The organism is Streptomyces sp. R41, assembly GCF_041053055.1.
GTDB lineage: Bacteria > Actinomycetota > Actinomycetes > Streptomycetales > Streptomycetaceae > Streptomyces.
This window is the reverse complement of the sequence record NZ_CP163443.1, coordinates 8,452,514-8,472,621: the sequence shown is the minus strand read 5'-3', so window position 1 is coordinate 8,472,621 and position 20,108 is coordinate 8,452,514. Positions and strand designations below refer to the sequence as shown.

Sequence of the window (20,108 nt, the reverse complement as noted above, 5' to 3'; positions counted from 1 at the left end):
GCCGGTAGTCATGCTGTGACACGTGTCAGACGAGGTCAATCACCGTGCCGAGCGTTTCTTGACGGAGATTCAGTGAACGGGCCGCGCCCACGGCCCCGTGCGCGGAGGCTGCGGGCGCGGTGCAGTGCCGCTAGGCCAGCGCGGGCTCGTCCAGCGTCAACGTCCCCGCGTCCGCGTCCAGTTCGGCCCCGAGGCCGAACGGAATCGTGAGCGCCCCCTCGCAGTGCCCGAACCCGAAGTGCTCGACGACGGGCACGCCGAGCCCGCCGAGCCGGTCGGTGAACACCGCGCGCAACCCCTCGTACGGACCGCAGTCCACCCATGAGCCGAGTGCGATACCGGCGACCCCGTCGAGCCATCCGGCCCGCAGGAGCTGGGTCAGGATCCGGTCCAGCCGGTACGCCTCCTCGCCGATGTCCTCGATCAGGAGCAGCCCTCCCCCGGCCGAGGCACGGGCGTGCGGTGTGCCCAGGTCGGCGGCGAGCAGGCTCACACAGCCGCCGAGGGTGACACCCCGGGCCCGTCCCGGCACCAGCGCGGTGCCCTCGCTGGACGCGATGGTCCGCACCGACTCCGGCTCGAAGAGCGTCGCCCGCAGATGCTCCTGCGCCCGCGCGTTCTTGAGGAAGTCGACGGCCGCCACCATCGGTCCGTGCAGGGTTGCGAGGCCCGCACGGTTCGCGAACGCCTCGTGCAGCGCCGTGATGTCACTGAACCCGAGGAACACCTTGGGCCCCGCTGCCCGTATCGCGTCCCAGTCCAGCAGGTCGACCATCCGCTGCGCGCCGTACCCGCCGCGGGCGCACAGCACCGCGGCGACGTCCGGGTCGCACCAGGCGGCCTGGAAGTCCGCGGCCCGGTCCGCGTCCGTGCCCGCCAGGTAGTCGAACCCGGCGTGCCGGTCCAGGACATGGGGTGCCACGACCGGGTCGAGATCCCAGCCGCGCAGGATGTCGAGACCGGCCTGGAGCCGCTCGTCGGGCACCGGTCCGCTGGGCGCGACGACGGCGACGCGGGCCCCGGCGGCAAGTCGCGCGGGCCGGGTCAGGGGGGTCGGTGAGGTCACTCGGTGTACTCCAGATCCTGATGGAAATCCCGATCGAAAAGCTGACCCACCTGCTGACCCACATGCTGACCGAACAACTTCACTTGGCCAGCTCCAAGGTGGGGATACCGGACGGGTTCAGCCCGAAGACCTGCGCGTACAGCGAGAGTTCGGACTCCAGCACCCGCACCATGGTCTCGGCCCTGCGGAAGCCGTGTCCCTCCCCCTCGAAGGCGATGTAGGCGTGCGGAACGCGTCGGCCCTGTTCCTCCAGCCTGGCCAGGAACCGCTCGCACTGCACGGGCGGGCAGATGGCGTCGTCGAGGCCCTGGAGCAGCAGGAAGGGCGCGGTGATCCGGTCGGCGTGCTCGGAGGGCGAGCGCTCCAGGTACCGGCCGGGCACTTCGGCGAACGGCCCGACCAGCGACTCCAGATACTGCGACTCGAAGTCGTGAGTCTCCCCCGAACCCCATCCGACGAGGTCGAGGATCGGATAGAGGATCGTCCCGCAGGCGTACACATCGGTGCTCGTCAGGGACGCGGCGGTCGTCCAGCCGCCCGCGCTGCCCCCGCGGATGGCCAGCCGCCGCCGGTCGGCCGTGCCCTCCTCGGCGAGCGCGAGCGCGACGGACGCACAGTCCTCGACGTCGACTACGCCCCACTGCTCGCGCAGCCGGTTGCGGTACTCCCGCCCGTGTCCCGTCGATCCCCCGTAGTTGACCTCGACGACACCGATCCCGCGCGAGGTGAAGTAGGCGATCTCCAGGTCGAGGACGAGGGGCGACCGGCCGGTGGGACCGCCGTGTGCCCAGACGACGTACGGCGGCAGCTCGTCGCCCGGGGCGACATGGTCGGGGTGGTGCGGTGGATAGATGTGCGCGTGGATCTCGCGCCCCGCGGGTCCGGTGAAGGTGCGGATCTGCGGCTCCGGGTAGTGCGCGGGGTCCACCGGGTCGTCGTGCGCGGCGCCGATCACCCGGGCCCGCCCGGTGCGGGCGTCCAGCTCGACGACCTCGTAGGCGCTGCGGGGGCTGGCGCCGACGCCCACGATCCTGCTGCCGTGCGCGGCGAGCGTCGGGGCGAACTCGGTCCAGGGGCCCGCCGCGTCGACGACCTCGCCGGTCTCCGGGTCCAGGACGCCCAGCGCGGTGGCGCCCCGTCCGTGCACGACGGCGATCAGCCCGCTCTCCAGTGGTGCGAACCAGCGGTACCCGATCCGCCACAGCGAGCCGCCGAACTCCTCCTCGCGCGAGCAGACGGCCGTCTCCTCGCCGTCCCGGCCGAGCCGGTACAGATTCCACCAGCCGGTGCGGTCACTGACGTACAGCAGGGTCCCGTCGGGGGCCCAGTCGGCCTGGACGACGGACTCCTCGGGGCCACCGGCGACGGACCGCGCCTCACGCAGCGTGCCGTCGTCGGCGACCTCCGCGAGGACCACCTCCGTCCCGTCCCACGGCATCCGCGGATGGTCCCAGGCGAGCCAGGCCGCCTGCCGGCCGTCGGGCGAGATCCGGGGGCCGGTGACGAACCGGTGCCGCCCGTCGGTCAGCTCCCGCACGGCATCCCGGTCCTGCGCGGCCGACCCGTCCAATGGCACCGCGGCGACGACCCGCCGTACGTCGGTCGGCCCGTCCCCGGTGAACTCCTCCAGGACGCACCACACTTCACCGTGCTCCACCCGCAACTGCGGGTCCACCCAGCGCAGTCCGTCGCCCACCGGCGATACGGGTGTCAACGGCCGTGGCTCGCCGTCGGCCTCGTACCGATACAGCCGCTGATCGGCGAAGTTGACGAAGACGACCAGAGGGCCTTCGGGGCGCATGACCCCCGCCCAGGGGTGACCGCCGTACTCGATGACGCGGCTCCGTACGTTCCACGGGGCCGGCAGCACCGACTCCTCCGTGCCGTCACCCTTGCGCCGTACGAGCGTGCGCCGCCCGCCTTCCGTGGGCCGCGGCTCGGTCCACCACGCCTCGTCCCCGACGAAGCCCACGAACTCGGCGTGCCCGTCGTGCGCGGCGGCGAGCGTCGCGTCGATCGGCGAAGGCCACGAACCGTATGCCAGGCTCTGCATCCCGTCCCCCTAGGCCGTGCGCAGAAAGCAGTCGAGGACACGGACGCCGAAGTGGAGCGCCTCCACCGGCACGCGCTCGTCGACGCCGTGGAAGAGCGCCTGGTAGTCGAAGCCCTCCGGAAGCTTCAGCGGCGCGAATCCATACCCGGTGATGCCGAGGCGCGAGAACTGCTTGGCGTCCGTGCCGCCCGACATGCAGTACGGCACGACATGCCCGTCGGGCGCGAACTCCTCGACGGCCGCGCGCATCTTCGCGTACGTCACCGAGTCCACCGGTGCCTGGAGGGCCACCTCACGGTGGTGGAACTCCCACTCCACGTCCGGTCCGGTGAGCCGGTCCAGCGTCGTGCGGAACTCGTCCTCGGCCCCGGGCAGATATCTGCCGTCCACGTAGGCGACGGCCTCTCCCGGGATGACGTTGATCTTGTAACCGGCGCTCAGCATGGTCGGGTTGGTGCTGTTGCGCACGGTCGACTCGACGAGCGTGGCGGCGGGACCGAGCTTCTCCAGGAGGCCGTCGACGTCGTCGAGGTCGCCGTCGATGCCGTACACAACCGCGAGTTCGGTCAATGCCGCGCGCACCGTCGGTGTGAGCCGCAGCGGCCACTCGTACGCACCGATCCGCGCGATGGCGGCGGCGAGCCGCGTCACCGCGTTGCTCCGGTTCACCTTGGAGCCGTGCCCCGCCCGCCCGTGTGCGGTGAGCTTGAGCCAGCCTGTGCCCCGCTCGCCGGCCGCGATCGGATACAACTGCCTGCCGCCGCCGTCGTGGAAGGTGAAGGCACCCGACTCGCTGACGCCCTCGGTGCAGCCCTCGAAGAGACCGGGATGCTCGTCGGCGAGGAACCCCGAGCCGTCCTCGGCGCTCGCCTCCTCGTCGGCGGTGAACGCGATGACGATGTCGCGGCGAGGCCGCACCCCCTCGCGCGCCCACGCGCGCACGACGGCCAGGATCATCGCGTCCATGTTCTTCATGTCGACCGCGCCGCGCCCCCAGACCACACCGTCGCGGATCTCCCCGGAGAACGGGTGCACGCTCCAGTCCTCCGCCTGCGCGGGCACGACATCCAGATGGCCGTGGACGAGCAGCGCGTCGGCGGACTGATCGGTGCCCTCGATGCGGGCGACGACGTTCGTACGTCCCTTCGTGCGCTCCAGGAGTGTGGGCTCCAGGCCCGCTTCGGCCAGCCGCGCGGCGGCGTACTCGGCGGCCGGGCGCTCCTGGCAGTCCCCGCCGCCACGGTTGGTCGTGTCGATACGGATGAGGTCCGAGGTGAACCGTACGACTTCATCGAGAGCCAGTGCGTCAGCCATATTGCTCCTCCACCGCGGCCGAGACGATCGTGGTGACCGCCTTGAAGGTGCGAATCCCCTCGTACATGGTGTCGCTGGTGTACGCCACCTTCCGCTCCCCGATGCGCTCGACACCGGGCACGACGGTGGCGGCCATCGACAGGTGCTCGGCGTCGAACTCCAGCGCGACGGTGAATGGGCCGCCATCGACCGGCTCGTGACGCACCGCCAGCGAGGCGGCCTCCTTGGCGGCAGCCCGGATGTCCGCCGCGGTCCTGGACGGCGTACGGCACACCGCCGCGTAGCGCGACACATGGTCCTTGACGGCGACCTTCAGCGCCTCGGGCGCGTATCCCAGGGCGTCCTCACAGGCCACGTCGTCGCCGGTGATCAGCACGACCGGCACTCCGTACTCGGCGACGACGTGTGCGTTGAGCAGTCCCTCACTGGCCCGTATGTCGTTCACCCAGACGCCGGTGATGGAGTTCGCCAGATAGGTGTGCGCGAGGACGCCCTCCATGCCGGCGCCCGCGTGGTAGCCGACGAACGCGATGCCGTCCACGTCGTCGTGCTGCACTCCCTCCACCATGGACAGCGACTTGTGCCGCCCGGTGAGCATCTCCGCTCTTTCGTCCAGTCGCTCCAGCAGCAGGTTCCGCATGGTCCAGTGGGCCTCGTTGATCAGCACCTCATCGGCGCCGCCGTCGAAGAAGCCGAGCACGGCGGCGTTGACGTCCGAGGTGAACATCGAGCGGCACCGCTCCCACTGCGGAGTCCCCGGCAGCACGTCGGCCGGCCAGGTCACACCCGTGGCGCCTTCCATGTCGGCGCTGATGAGGATCTTCATGCCCGAAACCGTACGCGCTTCGGCCCGGGCCCGGCAGAGCCTGTGGACAACTCTCACCGGCCCAGACCACTGGCATCACCCGGTACGCCCCGCCACCAGCCACTTCGACGGAAGTTCGATACGCGAGCCGTCGGCCGTGTACTCGGTCGTGACGAGGGGGAGTTCGCCGCTCGCGACGACCGTGAGGCCCGCGGCGCGGAGGTACTCGGGGACCGCGGCGTCCGCGACCTCGCCGGGGGCGATGCCGTGCCGGAAGACCGGAGCGAGCTTGGGTGGCGGCCCGCCGGCGCTCTGCGCCAGGCCCCTCAGCACGAGTCCGGCGGCCTCGGCGAGTTCCACGAGGAAGATCCGGCCGCGCTCCCCCACCAGCGTCGCCAGCCCGTCCACCAACGGCTGCCGGTCGTCCGGCTCGGCCTGGTGAAGCACACCTCGCATATAGACGTTGGCGTCGCCGAGCTCGGCGTGCAGCGTCTCCGCCTCGGTCTTCTCCGCCGCGTCGAGCAGACGGTACCCGGCCTGGCCCGCCGGGTCGGCAAGACGGGCGTGGTCGAGTGCCGCGGCCGACAGGTCGGCGCCGACGACGTGCGGGAAGCGGTCGGCCAGGAAGCGGGTCTGGGTGCCGTTGCCGCAGCCGAGGTCGACGACGGGCAGGTCACGGGCCGTCAAGTGCGGTTCGAAGAGGGGGAGATGGACGCCGACGGTCAGCGCGGGCTCGGCATCCCAGAAGACCGCCCCCTGTTCCTCGGGGGCCTCGCGCCAGAAGCCCTCCCAGGCTTCCCGGTACCGACTCGTCACACTCATGCCCGCTCCCCAGGTTGCGACCGCAGCCCGCCGGGACCTGGCAGGCCAGAACGGTTTATCGCGCCCGGCGCGAAGCGACAAGCGGATGGCGCATTCCTTCACGGCGCATTCGACACCCGTACGCCTCCGCACACCGCCCGCGCCCCCTCCCGCCCGGGCGTCTCGCGACGGGGTCAGCGTCGCGGCAGTGTCTGTTCGAACCACACGGTCTTGCCCGCGCTGGTCCGGCTGGTCCCCCATTCGTGGGCCAGTGTGCTGACGACGCGCAGGCCGCGCCCGAACTCGTCGCCGGGCCCGGCGCTGAGCAGCGTCGGCAGTGTGTGATCGTCGTCGTCCACCTCGCACAGCAAGGCGTCGCCCCGGACGAGCCGCAACCCGATCTGGCGGCTGTGCGCGTGCCGTACGGCATTGGTGACCAGCTCGCTGACCATCAGCTCGGCGCTGTCGGCAAGGGCGGTCAGGCCCCACACATGCAGCTGTTCGCGGACCATGGCGCGTGCCCTGCCCACTTCCAGGGGGTCGAGCGCGAGCCGCCATTCGGCGACGTACTCGGGCTCGATGCCGTTGAGCCGGGCCATCAGGAGGGCGACGTCGTCCTTGCGGCCACCACGGGTGTTGAGCGCGCGGATGATGGTGTCGCAGGCGTCGTCCATGGACGCGGCCGGGTGGGCGGCGGACTCGCACAGTGTGGCGAGGCCGACGCCGATGTCCTCGCCGCGCACCTCGACCAGTCCGTCGGTGCACATCACGAGCCGGTCGCCGGGCGCCACGCGCACGCGTACCGCCTCGAAGGGGACTCCGCCGACTCCGATGGGCGCGCCCGTCGGCAGGTCGAGCAGTTCGCTGTACCCGTCGGCGGCGCGGACCAGGACGGGCGGGATGTGGCCCGCGTTGGCGATGCTCAGCTCGCCGGCGATGGGGTCGTAGACGGCGTACAGGCAGGTCGCGAGATAGTTGTCGCCGAGCCGCTGGGCGAGGTCGTCGAGGTTGCGCAGCAGCTGGGCGGGCGGCAGGTCGAGCGCGGCCATGGTCTGGACGGCGGTGCGCAACTGGCCCATCATCGCGGCCGAGTTGAGACCGTGGCCCATGACGTCGCCGACGACCAGGGCGGTGCGGGAGCCGGGCAGCTTCACCGAGTCGAACCAGTCGCCGCCGACCCGCCCGAGAAGCGTGCCGGGCAGGTAGCGGGTCGCGATGTCGCAGCCGGACATGCGGGGCGCGATGTGCGGCAGCATGCTGTCCTGGAGGGTCTCGGCGACACTCTCCTGGTACGTGTACATGCGCGCGTTGTCGAGTACGAGGCCCGCGCGGGCGGCGAGTTCGGCGCCGGTGACCCGGTCCATGTCGTTGAACTCGACCCGCTCGGGGTGGCGCAGCAGGATCATGAACCCGAGGACCACATTGCGGGCCTTCAGGGGCACGACCAGCATGGAGCGGTTGGTGATGAGCGGCCTGATGTCGCGCTTCTCGAACTGCGCGGCGATCATGTGCCCCATCTGCTCGCTGATGCGCGGCACGAGGACGGGCTCCCCGGTGGTCATGCACTGGAAGAACGGGGTGTGCGCCGGAAAGGGCATGGCCTCGCCGACCGGCACGACGTCGTCCCAGCGGCCCGGCTCGTCCGTGTGCTCCACGGCGACCCGGTGCCACATGGTGGTCGTGTCGGGCACCCCTTCGGGGAAGCCCTCACCGGCGACGACCTGTTCCCTCAGATACGTACCCGCGACATCGGTGAAGCGCGGCACGACGGCCCGGCTGACCTCGAGGATGGTCTGCGACAGGTCGAGGGAGGTGCCGATGCGGCCGCTGACCTCGTTGAGGAACTCCAGGCGCTCGCGCACGGCGACGTATTCGAGGTCCTCGCCCTCGTCCTTGACGTCCTGGGGCACGGGCTCGCCGGAGGCGGCAGCCCTGGCCACCCGCTCGCGGCGCGCCTTGCGCTCGGCCCGCCGGGGCACGCCCCAGTCGGGGGTGACCGGCACCCGGTCGTTCTGGCTGAACTCCAGGACGGGATAGCCCAGTTCAAGGACCTGCGCGACGATGCGGGCGCTCTCGCCCACGCTCATGCTGGGCAGGATCTCGGGCAGCCTGCGGGCCAGCTCCTCGGCGCCGGGGAAGTCGGTGTGCAGCGCGAAGCCGGGTGCGATGCGCTCGACGGCCACGTCGTCGTCCTCGTGGCGCATCGCGCCCGCGTCGGCGGCGAGCACGAGCAGTCGCTCACGTCCGGGGCCCACGAGCGGGTACGCCCACCACAGAACGTCGACCCGGTCGCTGCCGGTCACCGTGAGCCGGGCGCGCCCGGCGGCCGGGTAGGAGATCCGCCCGTCGAGGGAGGACTCCAGGTCGGGGCCGAGTCCGTCGTAGGCCGCGTATGCCCCGAAGGGCGCTGTGTCATCGTCCTCGGGGAGCGCGCCGGAGACGGGGAGCAGGTCGACGGCGGGGCGGCCCACCGCGCCCTCCTTGGGGGCACCGAACAGGCGCCTGGCGCCGGTGCTCCAGTGCGACACCAGGCCGTCGCGGTCCACGACGACCACGGCCAGGGGGATGCGGCCGACGGCGGCGTGCCCCATCGCGCCGGTCCCAGCTCCGCGACTGGGAGCTGCGCCCACTTCGGTGCCACGATCCATGGCCCAGGCCCTTTCTCCCCACGGCTCCGCAAGATCTGTGCCGCCTCCACTACCGTACGGCGGCGGCCCGTAGCGATGTGTGGCAATACGGGAATTGACCTCTCCGGGGGCGGCTCCGGCGCACGGCGGGGCCGCACTATGCCCCGTCTGTCTAGTCTTCGTGCCCCAACTGCAAGTCCCGTTCCGTCCTGCCGCCCCCGGCGACCTGGAGCACAGTGGCCACGGGCGGATAGCCAGCCGCGATGACGGTGTACTCGCCGGACGACAGATCGACGAACCGGAACGTTCCGTCTGCGCCGGTGGTCAGCGTGTCCACCACGTTGCCCGCGGCGTCCAGGAGCGTCACGCGCGCGTCCTCGACGGGCCGCCCGCCGCCCGCCCGTACAGTGCCGCGCAGCACCGCGCCGCCGGCCAGTTCGACGTCCTGGCGGGTCTCGCGGGCAGCCTGGACGGTGACGGGGAGCGCGGCCGGGCGGAACGCGGGCGCGCTGCCTGCGAGGGTGTACTCACCGGCCACCAACTCCGTGATGACATAGCCGCCTTCGCGTCCGCTGCGCGTGGTGGCCACCACCTCACCGTGCACATTGGTGAGCGTGACGGTGGCGTCGCGCACCGGGGTGCCGTCCGCGGTCAGCACGCTTCCGGCGAGGCGTCCCGCGCCGCCGAGCACGACGTCCAGCTCCACGGGGCGCTCGCCGACCGTCACCGAGACGGCCTGCGGCTGGTGGCCGCCCGCCGCGGCGATCAGGACGTACGATCCCGAGCCGGGCGTAGACAGCGCGTACCGCCCGTCCTCGCCGCTGGCACCCCGCCCGATCTGCTGTCCCGCGACATCGATGAGGGTGAGCGCGGCGCGCGGCACGACGGTTCCGTCGGGGTGCTGCACCGTGCCGCAGACGGGGACTCCGGCCGCGTACGCCGAACGGGCCTGCGGGATCCGGGCGTTCACCTGGCCGGACTCCGGGTCGGCGATGGGGGTGTTGTGGGACACCAGAGGTTTCTCCTTGAGGAAGAAGGCGATGAGCAGGCCCAGGACGAGCACGGGCACGAGGTAGAGGAAGATCCGCGGCATGGCGTCCGCGTAAGCCCCGATGTAGTCGTCGCGCAGGGCGGCGGGCATCGCGTGAACGAGCTGTGGGGTGAGGGACTCGGAGTCCGGAAGACCGGCCCCCGCGCGCGTGGGGAGACGATCGGCGAGCGCGTCGGTGAGCCGATGGGCGAACAGGGTGCCGAAGATGGCGGCTCCGACGCTGCCGCCGATCTGCCGGAAGTAGTTGTTGGCGCTGGTCGCGGTGCCGAGGTCGGCCGGGCGTACGGAGTTCTGCACGGCGAGGATCAGCACCGGCATCACCATGCCGATGCCCGCGCCCAGCACCACCATCCAGATGCTGTAGTGCAGCCGGGGGGTGTCCACTTCCAGGCGGGACAGCAGCCACATGCCGACCGCGGAGAGGGCGCTGCCGAGGACCGGATAGACCTTGTAGTGGCCGGTGCGGCTGATGAGCTGCCCGGAGACCACGGAGGCGCCGACGATGCCGCCCATCATGGGGAGCATCAGGAGTCCGGACTCGGTGGCGCTGGCCCCGTCGACCATCTGCAGGAAGGTGGGCAGGTAACTGGCGGCCCCGAAGAGGGCGACGCCGATGACCAGGCCCACCAGCGCGGTGATGTTGAAGACGCCGTCCTTGAACAGCCGTAGCGGGATGAGGGGTTCGGCCGCGAAGTGCTCGGCGACGAAGAAGAGGACGGTCGCCGCGAGCGCACCCGCCCCGAGCCCCAGGATGACCCGCGAGCCCCACGGGTACTCGGTGCCGCCCCAACTGGTGAGCAGTACCAGGCACGTTGAGGCGGCGGCGAGGAGCAGTACCCCGAGCAGGTCGAGGCGGCCCCTGGCGGTGGGCTTCGGCAGCTTCAGCACGACGGTGACGACGGCCAGTGTGACCAGGCCGAAGGGAACGTTGATGTAGAAACACCACCTCCAGGAGAGGTGGTCCGTGAAGTAGCCGCCCAGAAGAGGGCCGGCAACCGAGGCGAGGCCGAACGCTGCGCCGATCAGGCCCATGAAGCGCCCGCGTTGGCGCGGCGGCACGATGTCCGCGATGATCGCCTGCACGCCGATCATGAGGCCGCCCGCGCCGACGCCCTGGATCGCGCGGAAGGCGATCAACTGGTCCATGGTGCGCGACCATCCAGCGAGCGCCGAGCCGACGACGAAGACGGCGATCGCGAACTGGAAGACGCCCTTGCGGCCGAAGAGGTCACCGAACTTGCCGTAGACCGGGAGTCCGACGGTGGAGGTGAGCAGATAGGCGGTGATCGCCCAGGACATCTTGTCCAGGCCGTGCAGCTCCCCGACGATCTTCGGGAGCGCGGTGGCCACGATCATCTGGTCCAGGGCGGCGAGCAGCAGGGCGAGCATGAGCCCGAAGAAGACCAACCGCACCTGGCGCGGGCCCAGTTGGACGGGCTCGGTGGCCGGCTGAGTGGAGTCCTGCGGGGGCGCGGCAGCCGGTTGGTCCTTCATCAGAGTGATCCCGCCCACGTACCGCTCCCCTCGTCGCGCCCACTGCACAATTCCCGCTTATCGCGACAACTGCGAGTAAGCGCGACGAGTTACGGCGTACCGTCGCGCGACAGGGAGATCCACTCGAAACGGTGAGGGCGCAACACGCCCTGGAGGGTTGCCTCTTGGACGGTGCGCCCCTACGGAGTGACCTCTGGGGCGGTGCGCTCCCACGGAGTTGCCGCTGGTCGGGCTCGCTCCCGCGAGGTCGCCCCTTGGGCTACTTCTCCACCTCGGTGGCGAGCTTGGCGAGCACCGCGTCGTAGATCCGGGCGAGGCCCTTGGGCGCGAAGGCCTTCTCGAAGAAGCCGCCGATGCCGCCCGCGCCGTTCCAGGCGGTGCTGATCACGACACGCGACTTGCCCTCGCCGGCCGGGGTGACCCGCCAGGTGGTGACCATCGAGGAATTGCGGTCCTTCTCGACGAGCTCGCCGTCGGTGGGCTCGCTCACCTCGAGCAGGCAGTCGCGGACGCGCTTGCTGGTGGCCTGGAGCTTCCAGTGGACGAGGGTGCCCTCGCCGTCGCCGCCCTCGCGCACCTCGTACTCGCTGAAGTGCTCGGGCAGCAGCTTCGCGCGCGTGCCGCTGTAGTCGGCCAGGGCGTCGAACACCGCCTCCGCGTCCGCCGCGATGACCCGTTCCGTCGTGGCCTCGACCTGCGCCATGGCACTTCCTCCAGCAATTGGTTCCTCGGGGGTGTGCGGCCAGCCAACCACCAGGCGGCCCGGCCGCCCAAATCGGGGTCCCCGTAGGGCGTGGACGGGCCACCGGGAGGCGCTCGGGGGTGCCGTGGAAAGGAGGTCGCACGATCAAGGGAACATGTGTTCTATTCTGTGCCCAGTGCTATCGAGGAGGCGTCATGCGCTGGGAGAACCTCACAGTGGACCCCGCCGGGGACCCCGCCCGAGACGCCGCGCTGTTCGGCGCGGACGCGGTGACCACCCGTACCTTCGACACTCCGGAGTTCCGCGGGATCACCTTCCACGAGATCCGGGCGCGCTCGATCGTGAACCGGGTGCCGGGGGCTTCCCGCATGCCCTTCGAGTGGACGGTCAACCCTTATCGGGGGTGCACGCACGCGTGCGTGTACTGCTTCGCGCGCAAGACGCACGGCTATCTGGACCTCGACACGGGACTCGACTTCGACTCCCAGATCGTGGTGAAGGTCAACGCGCCGGACCTGCTGCGCCGCCAGCTCGCCTCACGCCGCTGGCAGGGCGAGCACATCGCGATGGGCACCAATGTCGACTGCTACCAGCGTGCGGAGGGCCGCTACCGTCTGATGCCCGGCATCATCTCCGCGCTGCGCGACCACGCGAACCCCTTCTCGATCCTGACGAAGGGCACACTGATCCTGCGCGACCTCGATCTCCTGAAGCAGGCGTCCGAGGTCACCGACGTCGGCATCTCCGTCTCCGTGGGCTTCACCGACCCCGACCTGTGGCGCACCGTCGAGCCGGGCACACCTGCCCCGGAGCGCCGCCTGGACGTCGTCCGTACCCTGACGGACCACGGCATCGGCTGTGGTGTCCTGATGGCCCCGGTGATCCCCTTCCTGGGCGACCACCCGGCCCAGCTGCGCGCCACGGTACGGGCGATCGCGGCCTCCGGCGCCACCTCGGTGACCCCGCTCGTGCTGCACCTGCGGCCCGGCGCCCGCGAGTGGTTCATGGCCTGGCTCGAGCACCATCACCCGTATCTCGTACGGCGCTACGAGCGGCTGTACGCGGAGGGCGCGTACGCCCCGAAGTGGTACCAGCGCCGGATCACCCGTCAGGTCCACGAGCTGGCCGAGGAGTACGGCATCGGCCCCACGCGCGCGGGGATGCCCCGAAGGATCGCCACCCCCGCCGAGCCGCCGGCGACCGCGGAGCCGACTCAGCTCACGCTGCTCTGACGCACCTTCGAAACATCCCTGACGGCATCCGAGCGCATCCCGCGGCTCAATCGGGTCAAGTCTTGTCAGAACGAGTTCTTCCGGCCTTCCTTTCCGGGACGATGCGGCGAGGGCCGTGGCCTGCACGGCTCAAAATCCTCCGTCCTGGGGAGGCTTTATGAAGAAACGCGCAGCTGCTCTGTGCGGGGCAGCCGCCGTGCTGGCCGGGATGATCACGTCGATCCCCGCCGACGCGAGCGCCGGCTCCGCGACCGCACCGCGCACTACCCAGACCGCGAAGCTCACTTGGAAGAAGTGCGGCACCAGCGACTATCCGAAGCTCCAGTGCGCGTCCCTGAAGGTGCCGCTGGACCACTCGAACCCGCACAGCGGGCTGATCACACTCGCCCTGTCCCGCGTCCCGCACACCGCGAAGACATACCAGGGGCCCCTGCTCGTCAACCCCGGCGGACCCGGCGGCAGCGGTCTCACACTGGCCGGATTCGTGGCGTCCTCGCTGCCGAAGAAGGTGGCGGCGCAGTACGACGTCATCGGCTTCGACCCGCGCGGCGTCGGCGCCAGCAAGCCCGCTCTGGACTGCAAGCCCGGGCAGTTCAACCCGGCACGCCCCGACACCGTCCCCAGCACCCCGGCCATAGAGAAGGCCAACCTCGACCGCGCCAAGGCTTTCGCCAAGGCGTGCGGCACCAAGTACGCGAGCCTGCTTCCGTACATCGACACGGTGAGCGCGGTCCGGGACATGGACTCGATCCGGAGCGCGCTGGGCGCCCAGAAGATCAACTACTTCGGGTACTCGTACGGCACCTACTTGGGCGCCGTGTACGCGAAGCTCTACCCGAACCGCGTACGCCGCCTGGTCCTGGACTCCATCGTCGACCCCACCGGTGTCTGGTACGACGACAACATCGCACAGGACTACGCCTTCAACGACCGCCACCTGGCCTTCCTGGCCTGGGTCGCCAAGCACAACGCGACGTACAAGCTCGGCAGCGACCCGGCGAAGGTCGAGGCCAAGTGGTACGCGATGCGCGCGGCCCTCGGCAAGAAGCGCGCGGAGAAGAAGGTGGGCGCCTCCGAACTGGAGGACACCTTCATCCCCGGCGGCTACTACAACGGCTACTGGCCCTACCTCGCCGAGGCGTTCGCGGCCTATGTGAACGACAAGAACTCGGACCCGCTCGTCGAGGCGTACGGCAATTTCGGCGCCGTCGATGCCTCGGGCGACAACGGCTACAGCATCTACACCTCGGTGCAGTGCCGTGACACCTCCTGGCCGCGCGACTGGAACCAGTGGCGCAAGGACAACTGGGCGGTGTACGACAAGGCGCCCTTCATGGCCTGGAACAACGCCTGGTACAACGCGCCGTGCGCCTTCTGGCCGACGGACTCGCTCCAGCCGGTGGACATCTCCAACAACGCGCTGCCCCCGACGCTGCTCTTCCAGGCCACGAACGACGCGGCCACCCCGTACGAGGGCGGTGTCACCGTCCACCACCAGCTGCGCGGCTCCAGCCTGGTGGTCGAGCAGGGCGGTGGGAACCACGGCATCACGTTGAGCGGGAACGACTGCCTGGACAAGTACCTGGCCACGTATCTGACCAACGGCAAGGTGCCGCACGGCGGTGGCGAGATCGACGCGGTGTGCAAGACACTGCCCGATCCGGAGCCGCTGACCAGCACCAAGGTGGCCTCCACCACCTCGCGCGGCTCGGCGCTGCACGGGCTGCTCGGCTTCCGGGGCTGAACCCCCGCTGAGCAGTGGCCCGTCGGGGGCGTTGTCGGACCCATGGTCCACCATGGACGCATGAGTGAGCTGACGCGCATTTCCGCCCCCGACGGGGTCGCCCCCGCCGCCGCGTACACCCACGTCGTGATGGGTACCGGCCGCTTCGTGGCGGTCTCGGGCCAGCTCGCCCTCGACGAGGACGGCAAACTCGTCGGAGAGGGCGACCCGGCCGCCCAGGCCCGTCAGGTCTTCGAGAACCTGCGCCGGTGTCTCGCCGCCGCGGGGGCCACGTTCGACGACGTCGTCAAGCTCACCTTCTTCGTCACGGACATGGCCCATATGCCCGCGATCCGCGCGGCCCGCGACGCACACATACCCGCCGACCGCCTCCCGGCCGCTTCCGCCGTCCAGGTCGCCGGGCTGGTCCGTCCGGAGTTCCTCATGGAGATCGAGGCGTACGCGGTGGTGGCCGAGTGAGCGGGCTCCTGATCCGCGAGATGACCCTCGCCGACTGCGACCGCGTGGCCGAGATCCGTATCCGAGGCTGGCAGACCGCGTACAAGGGACTGATACCGCAGCCGTACCTCGACGCGCTCAGCGTGGAGAGGGACGCCGCACGGCGCCACGCGTACTTCGAGCAGGGCGGCGGCGAGATCGTGAACCTGATCGCGGAGCGGCACGGCGAGGTGGTCGGCTGGGCCTGCCACGGACCGTACCGGGACGGTGAAGTCGGCACGGACGACGTCGAGTTGTACGCGATCTACGTACATCCCGACCGGGTTGGCGAGGGGGTGGGGCGCGCGCTGCTGCGGGAGTCGGTCGACCGGTGCGCGGCGGCAGGGCACGCACGGATGCTGCTGTGGGTGCTCAAGGAGAACGCTCCGGCCCGCCGCTTCTACGAGCGCGCCGGCTTCGCCCCCGACGGCGCCGAGGAGCCCTTCGACGTGGACGGGGTCGCGGTGCCCGAGGTGCGCTACGTGTGGCCGCTGGCCGACGCCGGAGCGGACTGACGCACACCTATACCGTCTCCTTGGGGCGGGCGTGCAGCGGCGCCTCCCTCTTGGATCGGGCGAGCACCTGCGCCGTCTCGCTGGGTCGCCCATCCACCTGCGCGGTCCCGCTGGGTCGGCCATACGCCCGCACGGTCTCGCTGGGTGGGACATAGGCCTACGCCATCTCCTTGGGGCGAGCGTCGGCCTACGCCTCATCCTTCGGCAGCCGCGCCAGCGCGTGCACGGCCGCCTCCGCGAGCGCCGGATGCGCCAGCGCCTCGTTCAGGACGGGTCTCGCGCGTACGTCCCCCAGCGCGCCCAGGCCCTCCACGCACGCGAGTGCGACCCTGCGGTACGGATCGTGCGGGCGCAGCCTGCGTTCCAGGGTGGTGATCAGCGCGGGCACGGCCTCGGGTGCGCGCAGCTCGACCAGGAGCCGTACCGGGTGGAGCGCGTAGGCCACGCGCAGCTCGTTCGTGGCGAGCGCGGCCGCCGCGCGGGCCGTGCGGGGGTCGCCGAGCCGGGCCAGGGCGAATGCGGCGGACGCGCAGCGCTGCGGGTCGCGGTGGTTGAGCAACAGGACGAGCGCCTCGAAGGCCCGTCGGTCCCCGGCGACTCCGAGCCGGAAGGCGACCAGCTCCCGGGCCCACAGTGGCTGCCCGGGCGCGGTCAGCACCGCCGCCAGCTCGTCGAGGTCCGCGGCCGCCAGCAGACGGTCGTACTCCGCCGAGGCCCCGGCCTCGCTCCTTATACGCTCCGTGAGTGATCGCAACGCTTCGTCCATGGCGCCGAGCCTAGAGAAACCCGTGAGGCGCGGGGACGTACATCACAAACTCGGGGGCTGGCGCGCTCGTTACTGGCGGGTTAAGCTCAGACGAGCGAGTTACCCACTCGCGTCTTACTTACGGTGGCCTGGTGACGCAGCCACCGTGAGAGCAGTCGGTTCGGTACTTCAGGTACCTGCGTACGACACGGCTCCGGGACAGGGCCGGTCGATCAGCACCGTTCCGCGCGGCGTCCGTTCATCGGCGCCCCTAGGACGGCACCGGGCGTGTGCGCTCGTCAGCCCGGCAACACCCGCAACCTCCGCACTGTGTGCGCCTGTTGGCGCACCTGCGTGCGCTCCTCAGTCGTCACCCTCTCCCTGGAGTCCCGCGATGGCCACTCCCCTGTCCGACACCCCTCTGTCCCCGCTCAAGACCGTCGCCGTCGTCGGCCTCGGCACCATGGGCACCGGCATCGCCGAGGTCCTCGCCCGGGCCGGCCGCGAAGTCATCGGCATCGACATCAGCGAGGCCGCGACCGCCCAGGCCGTCACGGCGCTCGAAGCGTCCACCGCCCGCGGCGTGCAGCGCGGACGCTGCACCGAGCAGGAGCGCGCCGACGTTCTCTCCCGCTTCCGCACGTTCACCGATCTGCAGGCCGCGGCCGACGCCGACCTGGTCATCGAGGTGACCCCGGAGTCGTACGACATCAAGCAGCAGGTCTTCCGCGCCCTCGACGACATCGTGCGCCCGGAGACGATCCTGGCGACCGGCACCAACGCGCTGTCCGTGACGCGCCTGGCCGCCGACTCGGCCCACCCCGAGCGCGTGCTCGGCCTGCACTTCTTCAACCCGGCACCCGCGATGAAGCTCGTCGAGGTCGTCTCGTCCGTGCTCACCGCGCCGAGCGCGGTGGCCTCGGTCACCGACCTCGCCCTCGAACTCGGCAAGGAGCCCGTCGCGGTCGGCGACCGGCCCGGTTTCGTCGCCGACGGGCTGCTGTTCGGCTACCTCAACCAGGCCGCCGCGATGTACGAGGCGAAGTACGCCTCCCGCGAGGACATCGACGCCGCGATGAAGCTGGGCTGCGGACTGCCCATGGGTCCGCTCGCGCTGCTGGACCTGATCGGCGTGGACACCGCGCGGACCGTCCTGGAGGCCATGTACGCCGAGTCGCACGACCGGCTGCACGCCCCCGCGCCCATCCTCAAGCAGCTCAGCGAGGCGGGCCTGACCGGCCGCAAGTCGGGGCGCGGCTTCTACTCGTACGAGGCTCCCGGCAGCACCACCGTCGTGCGGGACGCGCTGACGCCGCTGGAGGGGGCCGCTCTGGCCCCGGGCCGCACGGTCCGCTCCGTCGGCGTCGCGGGCTCCGGCACGATGGCGTCCGGTATCGCCGAGGTCTTCGCGAAGGCCGGGTACGAGGTCGTCCTCGCCGCCCGCAGCGAGGAGAAGGCGCAGGCCGCCAAGGCCCGTATCGGCAAGTCGCTTTCGCGCTCTGTCGACAAGGGCCGGATGACGGCCGAGGCGGCGGCAGAGACCCTGGAGCGGATCACTCCGGCCGGCTCGTACGACGCCTTCGCCGAGGTCGATCTGGCGCTTGAGGCGGTCGCCGAGGACTTGGAGATCAAGCAGCAGCTGTTCGCCACGTTCGACAAGGTCTGCAAGCCCGGCGCGATCCTCGCCACCACCACCTCCTCGCTGCCCGTCGTCGCCTGCGCCCGCGCCACCTCGCGGCCGCAGGACGTGATCGGTATGCACTTCTTCAACCCTGCCCCGGCGATGAAGCTCGTCGAGGTGGTGCGGACCGTGCTGACCGCCGACGATGTGCACGCCACCGTGCGTGAGGTCTGCGCGAAGATCCGCAAGCACCCGGTGGACTGCGGGGACCGTGCCGGTTTCATCGTGAACGCGCTGCTGTTCCCGTACCTGAACAACGCGATCAAGATGGTGCAGGAGCACTATGCGTCTCTTGACGACATTGACGCGGCGATGAAGCTGGGCGGCGGGTACCCGATGGGCCCGTTCGAGCTCCTGGACGTGGTCGGGCTGGACGTCTCCCTGGCCATCGAGAAGGTTCTGCACCGCGAGTTCCGCGACCCGGGCCTCGCCCCGGCGCCGCTCCTGGAGCACCTGGTGGCCGCGGGCTGCCTCGGCCGCAAGACGGGCCGCGGCTTCCGCGAATATGCCCGGCGCTGAGCGTCCGGGCGACTGGTTCGAAGACAGCGCCGACTGGGGCGGACTGCTCGACCCGACCGGAACCCCCCCGCCCGTCGAGGGCGGGGGGATCCCCGGGCATGCGCGCTCTCCTGCGCAGATGCAGTACGTTCGGGTCATGTCCCAGCCCGCCAAGTCCTCACGTACACCAGCCACGCCCGACGCGCCGGAGAGTGCCGCAGGCAGTCGCGCGGCCGCGCAACGGCTCAAGATGCGCCGAGAGCTGGCGGCCGCGGCCATGGAACTGTTCGCGACCAAGGGGTACGAGGCGACCACGGTCGACGAGATCGCAGCCCGGGCCGGGGTGGCCCGCCGCACGTTCTTCCGTCACTTCCGTTCCAAGGAAGAGGCGATCTTTCCCGACCACGACGACACGTTGATCCGGGCCGAGGCGGTGCTCAACGCGGCGCCCGCGCACGAGCACCCGCTCGACACCGTGTGCCGTGGCATCAAGGAAGTCATGAAGATGTACGCGGCCCGGCCCGAGATCTCCGTCTCGCGCTACAAGCTGACGCGCGAGGTGCCGACGCTGCGGGAGGCGGAAATCGCCTCGGTGGCCCGGTACGAGCGGCTTTTCACCCGCTATCTCCTGGGCCACTTCGACGAGCACGCGCACGACGACGACGCCAACGACGACCCGCTGCTCGCCGAGGTCGCCGCCTCGGCCGTGGTGACGGCGCACAACCATGTTCTACGGCGCTGGCTGCGGGCCGGCGGCCAGGGGGACGTCGAGGCCCAGCTGGACCACGCCTTCTCCATCGTCCGCAAGACGTTCGGCACGGGAATCGGCGCCGGGCGCGAGGCCGCGCCCCGGTCGGCGCCGGCGTCCTCCTTCACCGAGGGGGACGTGCTGGTGACCGTGGCCCGGGTCGATGCCCCGCTGGACCAGGTGATGCGCACCATCGAGCAGGCACTCAAGGAACGGTCGTAGGACCGGAACGGTCGGAGCGACTTCCCTCACAGCACCGCGGCTTCGCCGCTTCTTCTCCATCGCCGGACGGGCTCGATTTGAGCGCGTCCGGCGTTTTTGCGCCCCGAATTCGATCGATCATCGCGCAGTCTGATCGATCATCGCTCACGTGTTACGTAAAGATTTCACCTGAGCGCAACTTCTGGCACTCCGTGCCTTGCGGGGTGACACGCCGTGCCATACGTTGAAGGTGTCCGGGCGGCCGGCGTGCAGAGACCTTTCGTACGCCGGCTGTCCCCGCAAGCCACTGGATTGCGCGCCCGGACGCCTGCGTCACAGGCAACCTCCCGCGC

Annotated in this window: 15 protein-coding genes; 6 read left to right on the top strand and 9 right to left on the bottom strand. The window is 70.7% G+C overall.

Annotated elements, in window-relative coordinates; genetic code table 11:
* Window positions 1-130: 130 nt before the first annotated feature.
* From AB5J53_RS38515 to AB5J53_RS38480, 8 genes are all read right to left on the bottom strand, one after another.
* On the bottom strand, window positions 131-1,066 hold the full coding sequence (locus AB5J53_RS38515; protein WP_369250231.1) for an LD-carboxypeptidase: 936 nt from the start codon (window positions 1,064-1,066) through the stop codon (window positions 131-133).
* A gap of 79 nt (window positions 1,067-1,145) precedes the next feature.
* A complete protein-coding gene (locus tag AB5J53_RS38510; RefSeq protein ID WP_369250230.1) occupies window positions 1,146-3,119 on the bottom strand; it encodes a prolyl oligopeptidase family serine peptidase in 1,974 nt (657 codons plus the stop codon).
* Between the two features lie 9 nt (window positions 3,120-3,128).
* A complete protein-coding gene (locus AB5J53_RS38505; protein WP_369250229.1) occupies window positions 3,129-4,433 on the bottom strand; it encodes a M20/M25/M40 family metallo-hydrolase in 1,305 nt (434 codons plus the stop codon).
* Entirely contained in the window at window positions 4,426-5,259 is an 834-nt protein-coding gene (locus AB5J53_RS38500; RefSeq protein ID WP_369250228.1) for a M55 family metallopeptidase, read from the bottom strand. The genes AB5J53_RS38505 and AB5J53_RS38500 overlap by 8 nt, the downstream gene beginning before the upstream one ends.
* A 75-nt stretch (window positions 5,260-5,334) precedes the next feature.
* Window positions 5,335-6,060, bottom strand: coding sequence for a class I SAM-dependent methyltransferase (locus tag AB5J53_RS38495; RefSeq protein ID WP_369250227.1), 726 nt, complete (start codon window positions 6,058-6,060; stop codon window positions 5,335-5,337).
* Window positions 6,061-6,233: 173 nt separating this feature from the next.
* A complete protein-coding gene (locus tag AB5J53_RS38490) occupies window positions 6,234-8,687 on the bottom strand; it encodes a SpoIIE family protein phosphatase (RefSeq protein ID WP_369250226.1) in 2,454 nt (817 codons plus the stop codon).
* 151 nt (window positions 8,688-8,838) lie between these two features.
* Window positions 8,839-11,229, bottom strand: coding sequence for an MFS transporter (locus AB5J53_RS38485; RefSeq protein WP_369250225.1), 2,391 nt, complete (start codon window positions 11,227-11,229; stop codon window positions 8,839-8,841).
* 241 nt (window positions 11,230-11,470) lie between these two features.
* On the bottom strand, window positions 11,471-11,914 hold the full coding sequence (locus AB5J53_RS38480; protein ID WP_369250224.1) for an SRPBCC family protein: 444 nt from the start codon (window positions 11,912-11,914) through the stop codon (window positions 11,471-11,473).
* 194 nt (window positions 11,915-12,108) lie between these two features.
* Between AB5J53_RS38480 and AB5J53_RS38475 the strand changes: the two genes are divergently transcribed.
* From AB5J53_RS38475 to AB5J53_RS38460, 4 genes are all read left to right on the top strand, one after another.
* Entirely contained in the window at window positions 12,109-13,146 is a 1,038-nt protein-coding gene (locus AB5J53_RS38475) for an Rv2578c family radical SAM protein (protein WP_369250223.1), read from the top strand.
* Window positions 13,147-13,303: 157 nt separating this feature from the next.
* Window positions 13,304-14,890 (top strand): alpha/beta hydrolase, encoded by a 1,587-nt coding sequence (locus tag AB5J53_RS38470; RefSeq protein ID WP_369250222.1) that lies wholly within the window; start codon window positions 13,304-13,306, stop codon window positions 14,888-14,890.
* A 60-nt stretch (window positions 14,891-14,950) separates the two neighbouring features.
* Window positions 14,951-15,349 carry a RidA family protein gene (locus AB5J53_RS38465; protein WP_369250221.1) on the top strand — a complete coding sequence of 133 codons (399 nt, stop codon included), beginning with the start codon at window positions 14,951-14,953 and terminating at the stop codon, window positions 15,347-15,349.
* A 20-nt stretch (window positions 15,350-15,369) separates the two neighbouring features.
* Entirely contained in the window at window positions 15,370-15,882 is a 513-nt protein-coding gene (locus tag AB5J53_RS38460) for an N-acetyltransferase family protein (RefSeq protein ID WP_369252717.1), read from the top strand.
* 187 nt (window positions 15,883-16,069) lie between these two features.
* Here AB5J53_RS38460 and AB5J53_RS38455 read toward each other — a convergent pair whose 3' ends face one another.
* Window positions 16,070-16,648 (bottom strand): adenylosuccinate lyase, encoded by a 579-nt coding sequence (locus AB5J53_RS38455; protein ID WP_369250220.1) that lies wholly within the window; start codon window positions 16,646-16,648, stop codon window positions 16,070-16,072.
* Window positions 16,649-17,021: 373 nt separating this feature from the next.
* Between AB5J53_RS38455 and AB5J53_RS38450 the strand changes: the two genes are divergently transcribed.
* A complete protein-coding gene (locus AB5J53_RS38450; protein ID WP_369250219.1) occupies window positions 17,022-18,827 on the top strand; it encodes a 3-hydroxyacyl-CoA dehydrogenase family protein in 1,806 nt (601 codons plus the stop codon).
* Window positions 18,828-18,963: 136 nt separating this feature from the next.
* Window positions 18,964-19,776 carry a TetR family transcriptional regulator gene (locus AB5J53_RS38445; protein WP_369250218.1) on the top strand — a complete coding sequence of 271 codons (813 nt, stop codon included), beginning with the start codon at window positions 18,964-18,966 and terminating at the stop codon, window positions 19,774-19,776.
* Window positions 19,777-20,108 lie beyond the last annotated feature (332 nt).

What these genes read in the sequence shown, in the direction of transcription:
- AB5J53_RS38500 (WP_369250228.1), bottom strand. Translation starts at nt 5,259, where the DNA reads ATGAAGATCCTCATCAGCGCCGACATGGAAGGCGCCACGGGTGTGACC.
- AB5J53_RS38495 (WP_369250227.1), bottom strand. Translation starts at nt 6,060, where the DNA reads ATGAGTGTGACGAGTCGGTACCGGGAAGCCTGGGAGGGCTTCTGGCGC.
- AB5J53_RS38455 (WP_369250220.1), bottom strand. Translation starts at nt 16,648, where the DNA reads ATGGACGAAGCGTTGCGATCACTCACGGAGCGTATAAGGAGCGAGGCC.
- AB5J53_RS38470 (WP_369250222.1), top strand. Translation starts at nt 13,304, where the DNA reads ATGAAGAAACGCGCAGCTGCTCTGTGCGGGGCAGCCGCCGTGCTGGCC.
- AB5J53_RS38450 (WP_369250219.1), top strand. Translation starts at nt 17,022, where the DNA reads ATGGCCACTCCCCTGTCCGACACCCCTCTGTCCCCGCTCAAGACCGTC.
- AB5J53_RS38480 (WP_369250224.1), bottom strand. Translation starts at nt 11,914, where the DNA reads ATGGCGCAGGTCGAGGCCACGACGGAACGGGTCATCGCGGCGGACGCG.
- AB5J53_RS38460 (WP_369252717.1), top strand. Translation starts at nt 15,370, where the DNA reads ATGACCCTCGCCGACTGCGACCGCGTGGCCGAGATCCGTATCCGAGGC.
- AB5J53_RS38475 (WP_369250223.1), top strand. Translation starts at nt 12,109, where the DNA reads ATGCGCTGGGAGAACCTCACAGTGGACCCCGCCGGGGACCCCGCCCGA.
- AB5J53_RS38490 (WP_369250226.1), bottom strand. Translation starts at nt 8,687, where the DNA reads ATGGATCGTGGCACCGAAGTGGGCGCAGCTCCCAGTCGCGGAGCTGGG.
- AB5J53_RS38465 (WP_369250221.1), top strand. Translation starts at nt 14,951, where the DNA reads ATGAGTGAGCTGACGCGCATTTCCGCCCCCGACGGGGTCGCCCCCGCC.
- AB5J53_RS38510 (WP_369250230.1), bottom strand. Translation starts at nt 3,119, where the DNA reads ATGCAGAGCCTGGCATACGGTTCGTGGCCTTCGCCGATCGACGCGACG.
- AB5J53_RS38505 (WP_369250229.1), bottom strand. Translation starts at nt 4,433, where the DNA reads ATGGCTGACGCACTGGCTCTCGATGAAGTCGTACGGTTCACCTCGGAC.
- AB5J53_RS38445 (WP_369250218.1), top strand. Translation starts at nt 18,964, where the DNA reads ATGTCCCAGCCCGCCAAGTCCTCACGTACACCAGCCACGCCCGACGCG.